The organism is Sphingobium sp. TomTYG73, from assembly GCF_055394245.1.
Map to the genome: position 1 here is coordinate 163,660 of NZ_AP027340.1, position 14,746 is coordinate 178,405.

General features: G+C 64.0%; 11 protein-coding genes. 2 read left to right on the forward strand and 9 right to left on the reverse strand.

Annotated features, from left to right (window positions below; translation table 11 throughout):
• Nucleotides 1-11 precede the first annotated feature (11 nt).
• The gene (locus tag ACZ5TH_RS13735) at nt 12-782 is read left to right on the forward strand and encodes an SDR family NAD(P)-dependent oxidoreductase (protein WP_464795559.1); all 771 of its coding nucleotides are present in this window, start codon (nt 12-14) and stop codon (nt 780-782) included.
• Nucleotides 783-1,025: 243 nt separating this feature from the next.
• Here ACZ5TH_RS13735 and ACZ5TH_RS13740 read toward each other — a convergent pair whose 3' ends face one another.
• From ACZ5TH_RS13740 to ACZ5TH_RS13780, 9 genes are all read right to left on the reverse strand, one after another.
• Nucleotides 1,026-1,436 carry a low affinity iron permease family protein gene (locus ACZ5TH_RS13740; RefSeq protein WP_449469518.1) on the reverse strand — a complete coding sequence of 137 codons (411 nt, stop codon included), beginning with the start codon at nt 1,434-1,436 and terminating at the stop codon, nt 1,026-1,028.
• Between the two features lie 524 nt (nt 1,437-1,960).
• Complete coding sequence (locus ACZ5TH_RS13745; protein WP_464795560.1) at nt 1,961-2,638, reverse strand: hypothetical protein; 678 nt, start codon at nt 2,636-2,638, stop codon at nt 1,961-1,963.
• A gap of 125 nt (nt 2,639-2,763) precedes the next feature.
• Nucleotides 2,764-3,843, reverse strand: a complete 1,080-nt coding sequence (locus tag ACZ5TH_RS13750; RefSeq protein WP_449469484.1) for a Rieske 2Fe-2S domain-containing protein — start codon at nt 3,841-3,843, stop codon at nt 2,764-2,766.
• Nucleotides 3,844-4,082: 239 nt separating this feature from the next.
• Nucleotides 4,083-5,072 (reverse strand): ParB/RepB/Spo0J family partition protein, encoded by a 990-nt coding sequence (locus tag ACZ5TH_RS13755; protein WP_464795561.1) that lies wholly within the window; start codon nt 5,070-5,072, stop codon nt 4,083-4,085.
• Nucleotides 5,073-5,101: 29 nt separating this feature from the next.
• Entirely contained in the window at nt 5,102-6,265 is a 1,164-nt protein-coding gene (locus ACZ5TH_RS13760) for an EAL domain-containing protein (RefSeq protein ID WP_464795562.1), read from the reverse strand.
• Nucleotides 6,266-6,361: 96 nt separating this feature from the next.
• Entirely contained in the window at nt 6,362-7,795 is a 1,434-nt protein-coding gene (locus ACZ5TH_RS13765) for a hypothetical protein (protein WP_464795563.1), read from the reverse strand.
• Between the two features lie 510 nt (nt 7,796-8,305).
• Nucleotides 8,306-8,866, reverse strand: coding sequence for a 2OG-Fe(II) oxygenase (locus ACZ5TH_RS13770; protein WP_464795564.1), 561 nt, complete (start codon nt 8,864-8,866; stop codon nt 8,306-8,308).
• Nucleotides 8,867-8,902: 36 nt separating this feature from the next.
• Nucleotides 8,903-10,600 carry a ShlB/FhaC/HecB family hemolysin secretion/activation protein gene (locus ACZ5TH_RS13775; RefSeq protein WP_464795565.1) on the reverse strand — a complete coding sequence of 566 codons (1,698 nt, stop codon included), beginning with the start codon at nt 10,598-10,600 and terminating at the stop codon, nt 8,903-8,905.
• A gap of 367 nt (nt 10,601-10,967) precedes the next feature.
• Nucleotides 10,968-11,915 carry a tetratricopeptide repeat protein gene (locus tag ACZ5TH_RS13780; RefSeq protein ID WP_464795566.1) on the reverse strand — a complete coding sequence of 316 codons (948 nt, stop codon included), beginning with the start codon at nt 11,913-11,915 and terminating at the stop codon, nt 10,968-10,970.
• Between the two features lie 181 nt (nt 11,916-12,096).
• On the opposite strand from ACZ5TH_RS13780, the gene ACZ5TH_RS13785 reads away from it, so the two are divergent.
• Nucleotides 12,097-14,574, forward strand: a complete 2,478-nt coding sequence (locus tag ACZ5TH_RS13785) for a cyclic nucleotide-binding domain-containing protein (protein ID WP_464795740.1) — start codon at nt 12,097-12,099, stop codon at nt 14,572-14,574.
• The last annotated feature ends 172 nt before the right edge of the window (nt 14,575-14,746 follow it).

The window sequence follows — 14,746 nt, forward strand, 5'->3', positions numbered from 1 at the left end:
ATAGTATAGAAATGAACAGGGATTTCCCGGAAGGCGCGGCGCTGATCTTTGGCGGGAGCGGCGGGATCGGCAAGGGCGTCGCGGTCGAGTTCGCCAAGTCGGGCACGGACGTCGCCATCTGCTATCGCAGCAAGAAGGACGTGGCCGAGGCGACGGCGCAGGCGATCGAAGCGCTGGGCGTCAAGGCCAGCCTGCATCAGGTCGATGTGCGCGATCGCGCTTCGGTCGATGCGGTCGTCGCGTCCGCCACCGCCGCCCATGGCCGCGTGCATAGCGTCGTGTGGGGCGCGGGGCCGCTGGTGCCGCAGGTCGCGATCGCCGAATGGAGCGACGATCAGTTCCGCCAGGCGATGGAGGTCGAGGTGTTCGGCTTTTACAATGCCGCCCGCGCCTTCATCCCGCACATGCGCGAAAAGGGCGGTGGGTCGTTCGTCCATCTGGGATCGGCGGGGCATGATTGGTGGCCCAAGCTCGATGGCCTGTCGGTGGCCCCTAAGGCGGCCAATGAAGCGCTGATCAAGGGCATCGCCAAGGAAGAGGGCAAGCATGAGATCCGCGCCAATTCGGTGCTGGTCGGCGTCATCGACGCGGGCATGTTCCACGAACTGACCGCGCAGGGCGTGTTCGACGATTATTGGATCGCGGAAACCAAGAAGCTGCTCTGCCTGAAGCGCTGGGGCCAGTCGGAGGATATCGGTCAGGCGGCGGTGTTCTTTGCATCCGAACGCGCCCGCTATGTGACCGGGCAGGTGATTTCGGTGTCGGGCGGCTTTGGGGTCTGATGCTGTCGCAGCGCGGTTTATGAGAGGTTCTTTTACCACCCTCTCCCTTTCCGCTTCCTGTCCGCTAGAGCATGATCATGTTTGCGTGATCGTCACCCCGGACTTGCTCCGGGGTCCCGCTTCTGTTCTGACGCTGCCGAGGCAGCGGGACCCCGGGTCGAGCCCGGGGTGACGGAAAAGGAGCCGAGGGCGTAAACTCATACGAGCGGGAAACCGATCCTGATCTGGAGTGCGAGGCAGGCTCTAGGTCCGTCGCAGGACATGTTCGACGCTATCGTCGGCTGTACCGGCTTTCCCTTCGTCGCAGCCGACTTCCTTTTCCAGCGCGGCGCGGATTTCTTCGACCTCGTTCGCGCTGCGATGCTCTATGCCGATAAACTGTTCGCGCGCGGCGTCCAGAGCGCGGATGACCTCGTCCAGCTTTGCCTGCATGGCGGCGGCGTCGCGGTTCTGGCTGTTCTGGATCAGGAAGACCATCAGGAAAGTGACGATGGTCGTGCCGGTGTTGATGATCAGCTGCCAGGTGTCCGAATAGCCGAACAAGGGGCCGGTCACGCCCCATATCAGAATGAGCCCCAGCGCGAACACAAAGCTGAGCGGCTGGCCAGCGGCCGAGGCGATCCGGGTGGCCATGGCGGTGAAGATGCGGTCCATATCATGTCCCTAATGCTGCTGCCGCTGGTCATTCGGAACCAGCAACATTTAGAAACATTCAACCAAGCGAAATGATCAACGCCGCTGCGATAAAAGCCACGGGATACGCAATGTCTACCCTGAGCGTGATCGTCTTAGACGGAAGCATCGGCATTAAGGCTGCTTTTCCGTCGCCCCGGGCTCGACCCGGGGTCCCGCTGCCTCGACAGCGTCAGAACAGAAGCGGGACCCCGGATCAAGTCCGGGGTGACGAGTACTAGAGCGCGCTGCGTTAAATCCGACGCAAGACGCGCGCTCTAGCTATTTGTCGCCGCATCGTTTTTTGCGCAAAACCGGTTCCCACTTTTGCGCACGATGCTCTAATAATGATCATGCCCTAGTCGCCGGAGTGGTGACATGCATCGTCGGCATGGGGCTGCGACGGCGCAGCTTGCCGCATAAATCTGGCGTTGATTTTGGTGGGTGAGGGAGCAGCCCGCGCCGCCATCTGCGGCTGCGAGCAGGCACCCCTTGCTACCCGTAGATCAGAGTTCGACCACCGACAGGATGTGGCTGTCAAAGCCCGGCCACACATAGTCGAACTCCAGGATCAGCGTGTCGCCGATCTGGCCGCTCGTCAGCAAATCCGTCTCGACAAACAGCTGAAGGCCGTTGCGGCCATAGGCATAGCGCGTGACGTTGCCGAAGGCGGGTGACGCGTCCAGTTGCGCGTCGATTTCCGCATTGCCCTGACGGGGGCGATTGACCTTTACCTTCAGGCGGCCCTTCAGGTCCGGATCATTTTCGTTCGCGTCGATGAGGGCAAGCGTCATCTTTTCGATCACTTCGAAAGAATCGACCAGCGTTCCGATGTGGAACGTATATTCGGGATCGGAGTCGACAGCTTCGCGCAGCGCGGCAACCGCAGCATGTTCCTTGTCCGTGCCATAGCCCAGCGCTTCGCGCGCGGCCTTGTTCAGCGCGGCCTGCGCCGCTGGCAGCGCGGCGAGGTAAAAGATGCCATCGCCGCGGCTGCGGTTGTCGTTATGCACCACGAAACGATAGAAGTTTCCCTGGGGAAAGGGCAGCATCTGCGTTTCCACGAAGCCCAGAAGCTTGAGCAGCTTGGCCGCGACAGGGCCGTCCTCCGCATTCGGATAATATAGGGCGACATGCCCCATCGAGCGCATGCAATCCTGTGCCTCTACCGCCAAAGTAGCCATTTTTCGTGCCTCCTGATCCGGCCGCTCACACGGCCGTCATTGCCTGGAAAATCCGCCCGATCGGGCCATCCATCCTGAACGCGGTTAGTTGCGCCAAGCGACCGCTGGCGCAACCTGATCCGCCATTATGCCGCCTGCGTGGAACTACGCTTGTCGAGTGTGACATGCAGGCCGTTGGTGCGCTTGTGCATGTCGGGCGTCTTGTCGCGGGGGTTGTAGAACTGCTTGTACCAGCTGCGCACCTTGCCATAGGGGCCGTCATTGGGGATGACGAGCGGGTTGAGGCACGCCCGCTTGTTCTGCCAGATCTCGACATCCTGGGCGAAGGCGAGGCGGCTGCCTTCCTGATATTCCAGCGCTGCGGCGCGTAGCTCGTCCGTCACCGGCGCGGTGCCGTCATTCACCTGCACCATCAGGCCATGCCAGACGCGGATCTTGCCATCCTCGATCGGGGTGTGGGTGATCATGATGAAGCTGTCGAACGTCCCCGCCATCTCCGACTGGAGGATCGACGGGCCGGTATACCAGGTGTCGAGCGTCAGCACGTCTTCGGGGTTCAGCGTCAGCGTGCGATGTCCGGCGGCATAATATTGGTGGACGATATGATCCTTGAACTCATTGGCGAAGTAGACGAAATCCTTGGCGCCATGGATCGGAATGAAGTGGCCAAAGTCGGCCATATTGTCGACCACCTCGATCGGATGGATATCAAGATCGCCCATATAGTCGATCTTCCAGTTGACCCAGCCCGGCGCGTCATAATGGCCGCCAAAATCGGGCAGGTCGAAATTGGGTTCGAGCCCTTCAGGATCATGCCAGATCCAGATCGTGCCCGCCCGTTCCATCGCCGGGAAGGTCTTGAGCTTGGCTGCCTTGGGCACGAAGTCGGAATAGGGGATGTTCTTGCACTGGCCGTCGGGGCCATATTGCCAGCCATGGAAGGGACAGCGGATCGATTCGCCCTCCACCTGCTCACCATCGCGGACGATATAGCTCGTCGTGTTCTTCGCCAGATGCGCGCCCATGTGCGGACAATAGGCTTCGGTCACATAGACCTTGCCGCTCTCGCCACGGTACATCACCATGTCCTGGCCAAGATAGCGCATCGCCTTGGGCGTGCTCGTCGCCTCAGCGCTCTCACCCACCATGAACCAGCCACGCGGAAAGGTGAAGTCTCCCAGACGATAGTCCGACGATGTCGCCATTTCTTGATCCTCTCACTCGCTACCTGACGTAGCAGGACGGGCCGCTCGGCCATATGAACCATATGGCGATCAGCCCGACCACGATAACTGCTGCCATATAATTTACGCAAAGCCATCCGCCCGCGCAAGTTACTTATCGCCAATAAGCTTGAACCGGCCCTTAATACTGCGCATTGGAGAAACGGCCGACCGGCGGCACCCCGGTGGTGCGTAGGCCCGAAATCATGCGCCGTGGCCGCTTAGGCCATCGCCCGCGCGGCCGATATGGTTTCGCGCAACGTCGCGAGCAAGGCGTCGAGATCAGCATCGTTGGCGATGCTGACGTCCAGCATGACGGCTCCTTTAGCGACGCGCGCCCGGCCGATGCGATCGCCGTCTGCGAGGATCACGATCTCACCCATATCCCTGGGCCGCCGCGCGGCGGCCTGACGCAGACGGGACAGGACCGTTGCGGATGGCAGCATCGCCCCGTCACCGGCCGCGCGCGCCTGCTGCTCTGTCGCGATGATCCGCGCTTCGGCGATCACGTCCGCTCGCTGCTCGTTCCTGCGCAGCAGCGGGGTCAGCAATTCGGAATAGCGGACCTTCAGATCTTCCTTCGTGGCGAAGGCCTGGATCACCTCTTCGGGCAGTTGGGCAAGGGCGAGAAGGCGGCTCAGCTGGCTGTTGGACAGGCCCAGCGCTTGCGCCATGCGCGATTGCACGCCACCGTAGAAACGGTCCACCGCCTGCTGATAGCTGCGCGCGCGGTCGAGTTCGCAAATGTCGGCCCGTTCCCGATTCTCGATATCCGCGAGACGGAAGGCCTCCTCGTCCGACAGTTCGACCAGCAGCGCGTTGAGGCGCAATTCAGGGCGGCCATTATGGTTGAGCCAGTCGATCGCAAAGCGGCGGCGGCTGCCGACGAGCAATTGATAGGGCTGCTCCGACGCGCCGGTGTTCAACCGCACCAGCACGGGAATGCGGTTGCCGCCTTCGGCCGCGATGGATTCGATCAGCGACCGGCAGCTGTCAGGATTGAGGCCGGGCTGATCGCGCGGATTGCCGTCCCAGACGACGCATTCGCCCGGCCGGATCAGCATCGGCGCGCGGCTGTCGACCTTGCTCTCGGCAAAGCTGGTGAGCCGGTCGTCCAGGCGACCCAGCGCCTCCTGCTCGACCATGGCCGCGCGGCCGATTTTGCCATCGCGGGACAGCGTCGCCATCATCTCCCGTATCAGGGCCACCATTCCATCCGTCCTCCGTTGCCGGGACTGCACTAGCGCCATGTGCCCTGCCCCGCCCGCTGGACTGCGTCCGTAATGGTGCGAGTGAGGGGCAGCGGGAGCCTTCTTTGCGTGTACGCAAAAGCGGGATCAACGTAGGCTGACTCGGCGCCATCGACGATCACGGTCGATGTCATGGTGCGGGCAAGACCCAGAAGATAGGCGACGCGCGACCGGTTGCTTTCCGATGCACAGGCCGTGTGCAGGAACGGGCGGTCCAGCTTCACCATGTCGGGGGACAGCGCCATCAGCTGCCCGACCGAGGCGCGGCCCGACCCGAAGCGCGCTACCGATATCCGGACGCCCAACGCGCGCAGGGTCCTGACGAAGGCCAGCGCGTCGCGAAACAGGAGGATGTCGCTATGGTCGCTGATCTCGATCACCAGCCGCCGTGCGACTTGGGGGGCGTGCCTTAGCCGGTCGAGCAGTTCGCCCCAGCCCGCCCCTTCACCGTGCAGGTTGAGCGACAGGCTTTGGGGCGACAGCGCGACGGAGAGGCAGGCGGTCGGGTCGCCTTCCAGTTCGCGCAGCACGTCGCGCACCAGCAATCGGTCGATCAGGTGGGCCAGGCCGAGCCGCTCCAGCGCGGCGTAGCTTGTGGCGCAGTCGGCTTGGTCGCCGGTCAGCGTCGCTTCATGATATAGGGTTCCGCGGTTATCCTCTGCCCGCGACACCGGACGCCAGCGGATGAAGGCTGTGCCGTCCTGCACCTGATGCAAGAGAGCGGCGGCCTGCGCCATGTCTTTGCGGTAGAAGGCTGTGGCCTCGCCGGGTCGGATGGCAATGGCCCCCTGATGAAGGCTGGAGGCCGTGAACCGGGCGCGCGCCTCCCCTTCCCCGGTGTCGGCATGGCCTGCGGATATGGACAGCAATATATCGCGGCCTTCGTACCGGAATGGTTCGCTGTCGAGCGCCTCGCAGAGCCTTTCGCCTAACCTTCCCATAGGCAGGGATCGCATGAGCGGATAGCGCGCTGTCAGCGTGATGTGGCCTCCCTCCACGTTGCGAAGGTTGATGCGACCCAGATGCCGCCGCGCCGCATGGGTCACATGATCGACCGCGCCACAGGCGGCACCGGCACCATAGGCCGCTTCGATCGCATGAAAATTATTGAGACTTATGACGAGCAGATGCTCGGCCTGATGGGGTTTCGTCAAACGCAGATCCTTTCAGTGAACCCGGCGCACAAGGAAAGGGACGGGAAGGTTTGAGGAGGCGGCGCCCACCGCCTCCTCTCCCCTCCGTGGGAAGGCTCAGCGACCCAACAAGCCTCCCAATAGGCCGGTAACCGGCGCGATCGGGCTTTGCTCGCCCGTCGATGGAGCCGAAGCGCCACCGAGCAATCCGGTTACTGGCGCCAGCAGCGATTCCCCGCCGCCGCTACCGCCTGCGGGCAGTGCCGGGGCCAGTCCGTTGACGGCATCGAGCACGGGGGAAGCGACGCTGTCGACGGTCGATGTCACCGTGGCGACGACGGGCGCGGCGCCGGTCACGACCTGATTGACCGCAGCGCCCGCTTGCGCCCCCAGCACGCCGCCGACGAGGTTGCCGACCGGCGCAAGTCCGGCCTCCACGCCCGTCGTGGTTGTCGGGACCGTCACATCGACGATCGTCCCCTGCGTCAGCACATCGGCGGTCAGCAGCTGCCCCTGCGCCGGGGCCGTGGTGGACGGCAACAGGTTGACCCCGGCCAGCGTGCCGCTGGTGGAGGGACCCGTTACCGCCTCACCACCGACATTGGCGCCGATCAGCGGAGCGCCAAGCAGCGCGCCCGGCGCTTCGCCGCCACCGCCGAGCGCACCTGTCAGGCCGCCCGCGACGGTTTCAACCAGCCCCGTAACGGGGGCAAGCGCGCCATCGCTGCCGACAAGCGGAGCCGTGATGGGCGCGAGCGCGCCGTTCAGCGTGTCGAGCACGGGCGCCGTCACCTGAGTGGCGGCGGAGGTCACCGTTGCCACTACGGGCGCGAGGCCATCGGTCAACTGGGTGACGGTGCCGCCCGCCTGATCGCCCAGCAAGGTTCCGGCGAGCGAACCCACCGGCGCCAGTCCCTGCTGCACGCCCGCGACGGTGGTCGGCAGGGTGGCCTGCACAACGGTGCCATCTCCGTTCAGCAGATTGACCGTGGCAACGGTTCCGGTCGCGCTCCCGGCGTCGGACAGGGCATTGAGGCCGACCAATGATCCGGGACCTGTCGGACCCGTGATCGCCTGATTACCCAGATTGACGCCGATCAGCGAGCCGCTGGTTGGGCCGGTCGGGCCACTGGGTCCAGACGGGCCGGTCGGACCTGTGGGGCCACCGGGTCCAGTAGGACCTCCGGGACCTGTCGGGCCGTTCGGTCCTGTTGGGCCGCCGGGGCCTGTCGGACCACCTGGACCCGTAGGGCCGTTCGGGCCGGTGGGTCCACCTGGACCCGTGGGACCGCCTGGACCCGTTGGGCCACCGGGGCCGCTGGGGCCGCCCGGACCCGTGGGACCGCCTGGACCCGTTGGGCCACCGGGGCCACCAGGGCCGCTGGGACCGGTTGGCCCTGATGGCCCTGATGGCCCGGAAGGCGTCTTGCCGCCTGCCGTGCGGACACTGAAACCCACGCCATCGGAGCAGGCGCCGAGTAGGAAAAGCGGAATCGCCGTGGCGCAAAGCAGCAGACGCCGCCCTGACCGCGCTGGCCCAACCAAAGACATGCTACAATCTCCCTGTTCAATGCGAACATCATCGCAAGGCCACAAGGCTAAGCACGGCATTCCCTTACGGCTTCTTCTAAAATCACCGATTTGGTGAGATTGGGGTGTTGGGGGCGAAGAGGTGCTGGAGGGGACGTGGGAAGTGTTGGGTTAGGTACGCAAAGGGCGTGTGGGTGTGGTTTTTGGGTGGAAAGTGGGGGCGAGGATAAGGGAAATGGGGGTTGGGCGGCTTTGAACGGCGCAAAAGGGCGGCTTCGCGACGTTGTCCACCTTTGTCCATTATGGTTCGATCTGTCCGATATAGTCTGCGGGCGTGGGAAGAGGAACTGATTAGGCGAGCGGCCTTACTCCCTCTCCCCTTCAGGGGAGAGGGTTGGGGAGAGGGGAGCAACGTCGCCTTTCAGTCCCCTCTCCCGCCTTCGCTACGCTCGGCACCTCGGCCAGAGTCACGTGCCTCTGGCCGACCCCTGAAGGGGAGAGGGGCCTGTAGCGCTTCGATGACAGCTCGCCTCACCGCCAGCGTGGCCCTTCGACCCAGGTCACCAAGCTCCGCCGCACCCCCGCTGTTACCGGCAGCACCCGATGTTGCAGGAAGGAGGGAAAGATCAACAGGCTTCCCCGCGCCGCGAAGGTCGCGCCGGGTTGCGCTACGCAGAAAAATTCGAACGCACCGCCTTCATACTCGTCCGGCTCGGACAGTTGCACCACGACCGACAGCTTGCGGTCGAACGGGCGGCCTGATTCCAGCCACACATCCTGATGCCAGTCATATTTGCCCTGCTGCGTCGCGTGATATTCGGTGAACTGCACTTCATAGGGTGCAACGATGTCCACCCCGAAATTGGTCCGGTTGGAGGCGCCGACAAATTGCATCAGCCGGTCGATAATGTCTTTCTCCCGCAACGGATCGAACCAGCGGATGATGGAGGACCGATAGGTCTGATCGTCGCGGCTGCTGTCCGCGAAGCCGACCGTCGCCGACTGGTCGGCATAGAAGTCCGCCCGCTTGACGATGGCATCGCATTCGGTAGCCGTTAGCGCCGACGGCCACACTTCCCACACATTGTTCATGATCTCAGCCTTCCTTTGCGTACACGCAAAATGGGGTCAGAAGGCGCGCCCGATGCCGAAGAAGAAGCGCGCCCGGCGCGAATCTGCGCTGGCGGCGCGCTTGATCGGCACCGCCACCTCCGCGCTCGCCCTCCATTTGCTGCCGATGCCGATGCGCACGCCGCCACCAGTCGATGCGAGCGAGAAATCCTCCGCAGGCAGGCGGTATTGGGGGCGGGCCACCGCATGCGCGAGCGCGCCATCGGCATAGGTGAAGAGCGTCGCCTTCTGCAAAACCCCTGTTCGCGCAGGCGTCCAGCTGAGTTCAGCGCCGCCCGCAATGGCCTGTTCGGCGGTCCTGATCCCCAACGGGAACGCCATGCCAGCGCCGCTGCCGCCTAATGAAAAGCGCTCTGTCACCGGCAGCCCGTCGCGGGAATATTGCGCCTTCGCATTGAGTTTCAGGGCGACGCACTTCGATAGGGTGCGCACGGCGACCGCCTGCACATTGACCTTGGTGAAGATTTTTTCCGAAAAGCCGGTGAAGGCCCGCGCGCCCAATAGGCCCACGCCTCGGCTGACGACCGCCGACAGGGCCTGCCCTTGCCGCTGGTCGGAGTGCGACCAGGACGCGCCCAGCCGCACCGCCCGCGATTTATAGTCGCCAAATCGGACATCGAGGAAATAATTGCTGCTGTCGATCCCGTCGATCGAGGCGTTGACGGTCAGGTTGGTCTTGTTGGAGCGGACCAGCGCATGGCTGATCGTCACCCCCGCCAGCGTCGCTTCTCCTTCGATCGGCCGGTCGCGCACGCGGCTTTTCATATGGGCGATGTTGGCGGACAGGGTCGTGCCGTTGCTGCCGATCGGGGTCGAATGGCTCAGCGAATAGAGTTGATAGCGTTCGGGGTAAAAGGGCAAATAGCCCGCGATCCGCGTGCTGTCCCCTTCGCGCAGCACCCCGTTGGCCGTGACCGACAATTGCGCCTGCACGCCGTCGATCACGTTGCTGACGGCGCTATTGTCGATCAGGATGCCGATCTGCACCTGCTCCCGCTTGACGATCAGGTCCAGGATCAGATCGCCTTCGCCCCCGCCCTGCCGCACCCGCGCCTCGACGCTCTGGCCCGGTATGTCGCGCAGCAGGCCCAGCGCGCGTTCCAGCGTTGCCTTGCGCAGCGGAGTATCGCGCTTCAGCCGCCGCATCTGCGCTTCGATCAGGCGGGTCGGCATGCTGGGGGAAACGCCTGCCAGCCGATATTCCTTCACCCGTCCTTCGACCAAGCGCACGATCAACTGACCGCCTGCGGGCACCTGCGCCGGGATGGATACGGAATAGAAGGCGATGTCGCTGCGGGCGTAGGCATCGCTTACCGCCTTCGCCACCGCCTGCAATGTCTCGCGCGTCAATGGCCGTCCGATCAACGGAGCCACCGCCTTGTCCAGCAGCGGCATGGGCAGGGAGGTGCCCATATAATGCACCCGCGCCAGCCGGACGCTTTCGGCCGCATTTCCCACCGTTCCGACCGCAGGGGCGGGCGTAGCGACCTTCACGGAAGGCGCAGGCGCAACGCCCGGTGCGACCCGATCGGCCCTGTCCCGGTCGATCACTGGCGCAGAGGCACCCTCTCCCGGCCCGGCGATCTGCGCCGCTGCGGGAGCGGCCATTGTGACGAGCGTCATGGCCGCCACAATCGCCTTCAGCCCATCCAGAACCCTGTTGAAACCCATTTGCCCCATGCCGCCCCACGCCATGGAAAATGGCGCCTGCCAGCATCAGGGCCTAGAGCAATGTCTTTGCGATTTGCTCCGCAAGTGGAACCGATTTGGTGTATTTCGGCCCGATTCTCCATCGGGACAAGCGGCGATTGTCACCAGATTGGCGGGATCGGCCCAGAGGTGGAGCGGGATAAGGGCGTAGGGCCGGTCCAACCGCTGCACCCGTCAGTCCTCGCCGCTCTGGAGGCGAGGGGAGGGGAATTACCCAGGTCGTGCCCCTTCCCCTCCGTCAGGCCGTTGGCCTGCCACCTCCCCATCTGACGATGGGGAGGATTTATTTAACGCCCGGCATCCCAAACTTCCGTCATCCCGGCGGAAGCTGGGTTGACGAGATATGTAGGGATCAGATTCCGGGCACTCCCAGCAGCCGCGCCTCGTCCTTCAGCCTTGCGGCCTCCCCCGGATTGGCCTTGCGCGCCGCCTCATACACCGCCTGCGCCTTGGCCGTTTCGCCGAGCGTCATCCGGCTGCGCATCAGCATGATCCAGCCGTCGACATTGCCGGGATTGGCCTTGAGCTTGGCCTCCAGCCCCGACACCATGCCCTCTATCATCGCGTCCTGCTGGCCCTTGGGAAGCTGCGACGCCGACTGCATCTGCTCGCGGCTTGGGCCGGGGATTGCCGCTGTCGCGACCGAGCCGATCGGCGGATGCGGCGCGGTTGGCTTTACTGCGGCAAGGCGTTCCTTGACTTCGATGCCATTGATCTTGCCCACCTGCTCAATGGTCCGGCGCAAGTCTGCTTCCCATGGCGCGCCCGGCGGCGTGTCGGCGAGCAGGGCCAGCCAATCGCGGATCGCCCCTTCATGATCCTTAACCAGGTCCTTGCGCACTGCCTGGAAGTATCTCGCGCGTGGCTCCTTGGGGTCGAGCTTCACCGCCTTGTCGAAAGCGTCTGCCGCTTCCTTTGGCATCGGGTCATGCTCGCTCGCCATGACCACCGCTTCGCCGAGCGATGACCAGAAGGTCGCGTTGTTCGGGGCCAGCTTTACCGCACGGCGATAGGCGCGCGCCGCGTCGGCGTGGCGGCCGTTTTCGAAATAGGCCCAGCCGAGCATCTGCCAGCCTTCCGCATCGTTGGGATTGGCGCCGACGCGCTCCTGCAAGCCACGGATGACGCTTTCCGGATCGGACGGCTGCTGGCCGGGCGCGGCGAAGGGGGCGGAGGCCGATGCCGTCTCCGCCTTTTCCGGCCGGTCGCGCCAGACATTATAGCCGACCGACACGATCGCCAGCCCGGCTGCTCCGATGAGAGCCATGCGCCCCACGCTCAGCTTCGTCACTTCCACCATCCCCGATAATCTCAACTGCTCTCTAGCGTGACGCAGCGGAATTGATAGAGTGCCCAAAGACTTGATCCGCGCACGATAAACCGGCAGGGGCATCGCCGGGGCTGCGGGTGATCTCGCAAGAGGGGGGCAATAAGTGACTGACCGCGTGCGTATCGCGATCGTCGGGTCGGGACCGGCGGGGATGAGCGCGGCCGCGCGCGCGGCGCAGCTGGGCATTTCCCACCTTCTGATCGAAAAGACGGACCATTTGTCCGACACGATCTTCAAATATCAGAAGGGCAAGCATGTGATGGCGACGCCCAGCCAGCTCGTGCTGCGGTCCGATTGCGATTTCGATGCGGGCAAGCGCGAGGCGATCCTTGGCCGCTGGAACGAGCAGGCCGCCGCGCAGGGCCTGAACGTCGCTTATAATGCCGAGGTGAAGGCGATCAGCGGGACGGGCGATCCCATTGCCGGATCGGTCCAGAAGATCGTGGAGCGCAAGCGGGACGGCTCGACCGAGACGAAGGAAATCCAGCGGCTTGCCCCGCCCTATCGACTGACGCTGACCGACGGGCGGGAAATTATTGCCGACGCGGTGATCATGGCGATCGGCACGCAGGGCAATCCCAACCTGATGCGCGTGCCGGGTGCGGACCTGCCCCATGTCCAGTATCAGCTGGACGACCCGGCCGACTATAATGACGAACATATCTTCGTCGTCGGCACCGGGGACGCGGGCATTGAGAATGCGATGGGGCTTGCCGCTGACGAAGCACAGGGCAATGCCGTCACCATCCTCAACCGGGGAACGGAGTTCGCCAGCGCGAAGCCCGCGAACGTAAAGGCGCTGATGGCCGCCGCCGAAGCCGGTCGCCTGTCGATCATGACGGAATCGACCACGGCGAAGATCGAGCCGGGCTTCATCACGCTCGACAGCCGTGATGGCGAGGTGAAGGTGCCATGCGACCGCATCATCGCCCGCATGGGGTCGGCACCGCCGCGCGCCTTCGTCGAAAGCTGCGGCGTCGAGTTTGCGAGTAGCGACCGGCTGGCCTTCCCGAAGCTGTCGCCGGTGTTCGAAAGCACCGCGCCGGGCATCTTCGTCATCGGCGCGCTGGCGGGCTATCCGCTGATCAAGCACTGCATGAATCAGGGCTATGACGTTGTCGAATATATCAACGGCAATCGCGACCTGAAGCCTGCGGACGAGCCGATATTGGCCGCCAAATTCGCTGCCCTACCGGGGCAGAAGAGCGTCGCGGAATGGCTGGAATATCTGCGGACCAACGTATCGATCCTTGAAGGGTTATCTCCCCTCCAGATGCGCGAGTTCATGCTGGACAGCGAGGTTCGCGCCTATCGCTCCGGCGCAGTGATTTTCGAGAAGCATGATCCCGGCTCCTCCCTTTTCGGCATCGCGGCTGGGCAAGCGCTGGTCGAGGTCGCGCCGGGGACCGAGGTTGCGATCGAGGCCGGGAGCATCTTCGGCGAAGTCGGTCTGATTTCCGGCCGTCGCCGTGGCTCGACGGTGCGCGCGGGGACGGAATCGATCATGGTTGAGGTGTCGCGGACGGCGGCGCTGAAGCTCATGTCGTCCAACCCGCCCGCCAAGCGCGCGATCACCCGCATCTCGACAGAGCGGCAATTGCTCCAGATGTTCGGCGCGGGGCTAACGCCTGCCGACCTTACCGAAGTGCTTGACAGCGCCGAGATCAAGACCGTCAAGGCGGGCGAGGCGATCCTGACTGAAGGCGATCTGGGCAACGACATCTATGTGATCCGCGTCGGATCGATGATCGTGGAGAAGAAGATCGGGGGGAAGAACGTCTTCCTCTCCTACCTCCCCGCCGGCTCCTATGTTGGGGAGATGGCGCTGATCGCGGGCGGGCCGCGCACCGCCACGGTCAAGGCGACGGTCAAGTCCGAAGTCATCAAGCTGAACGGCGACGCCTTCGCCCGGCTGATGGCGGCCAAGCCCGCCTTGCTGGAGCGTGCCCGCCGCGACATGGCCGCGCGGCAGGACGTCAACGCCTTTATCGAAAGCCGCAAGGATAGCTTTTCCACTGTCGTGGACATGTATTCGGAGACGGCGAAGTTCCTGGTCGACAACGGCATCGGCGAGGCGACCGACGTGCTGCTGATCGACGAGCATCTCTGCGTCGGCTGCGACAATTGCGAAAAGGCCTGCGCCGACAGCCATGAAGGCTTGTCGCGCCTCGACCGGGAGGCCGGGCGCACCTATGCGCATCTACATGTGCCCACGAGCTGCCGCCATTGCGAGCATCCGCACTGCATGGCCGATTGCCCGCCCAACGCGATCCATCGCGGCCCGGACGGCGAAGTGTTCATCGATGAAACCTGCATCGGCTGCGGCAACTGCCAGCGCAACTGCCCCTATGGCGTGATCCGCATGGACAGCGTGCCGCCGGAAAAGCCGGGTTTGCTCAGCTGGATGTTCTTCGGCGCTGGACCGGGTCCGGGCGAGCCGTCGAAAAAATGGCGCTACAAGCATGCCGAACCGGGGGTCGAGAAGCCCAAGAAGGCGATCAAATGCGACATGTGTTCTGGCATTGATGGCGGCCCGGCTTGCGTGCGTGCTTGTCCGACGGGCGCTGCGATCCGCGTGTCGCCGGAGGATTTTCTGACCGTCGCCCGTCTTGATGGGCAAGCGAATTGAGCATGGCTATTTTGTCCCGCACTCATTCCGTCCTGTCCCCAGAAGCGGGTCTGAGTCAGGCACATGACCCTCTGAGACTTCTCCCGGGCGCTCCGCTACAACGAGTTTTCAATTGTGATCGCCTACCCCCGTTCGGGCTGAGCCTGTCGAAGCCCTTTCCTTTTTTGAAAGA

What these genes read in the sequence shown, in the direction of transcription:
- ACZ5TH_RS13745 (WP_464795560.1), bottom strand. Translation starts at nt 2,638, where the DNA reads ATGGCTACTTTGGCGGTAGAGGCACAGGATTGCATGCGCTCGATGGGG.
- ACZ5TH_RS13775 (WP_464795565.1), bottom strand. Translation starts at nt 10,600, where the DNA reads ATGGCGTGGGGCGGCATGGGGCAAATGGGTTTCAACAGGGTTCTGGAT.
- ACZ5TH_RS13780 (WP_464795566.1), bottom strand. Translation starts at nt 11,915, where the DNA reads ATGGTGGAAGTGACGAAGCTGAGCGTGGGGCGCATGGCTCTCATCGGA.
- ACZ5TH_RS13740 (WP_449469518.1), bottom strand. Translation starts at nt 1,436, where the DNA reads ATGGACCGCATCTTCACCGCCATGGCCACCCGGATCGCCTCGGCCGCT.
- ACZ5TH_RS13785 (WP_464795740.1), top strand. Translation starts at nt 12,097, where the DNA reads ATGAGCGCGGCCGCGCGCGCGGCGCAGCTGGGCATTTCCCACCTTCTG.
- ACZ5TH_RS13750 (WP_449469484.1), bottom strand. Translation starts at nt 3,843, where the DNA reads ATGGCGACATCGTCGGACTATCGTCTGGGAGACTTCACCTTTCCGCGT.
- ACZ5TH_RS13765 (WP_464795563.1), bottom strand. Translation starts at nt 7,795, where the DNA reads ATGTCTTTGGTTGGGCCAGCGCGGTCAGGGCGGCGTCTGCTGCTTTGC.
- ACZ5TH_RS13770 (WP_464795564.1), bottom strand. Translation starts at nt 8,866, where the DNA reads ATGAACAATGTGTGGGAAGTGTGGCCGTCGGCGCTAACGGCTACCGAA.
- ACZ5TH_RS13735 (WP_464795559.1), top strand. Translation starts at nt 12, where the DNA reads ATGAACAGGGATTTCCCGGAAGGCGCGGCGCTGATCTTTGGCGGGAGC.
- ACZ5TH_RS13755 (WP_464795561.1), bottom strand. Translation starts at nt 5,072, where the DNA reads ATGGTGGCCCTGATACGGGAGATGATGGCGACGCTGTCCCGCGATGGC.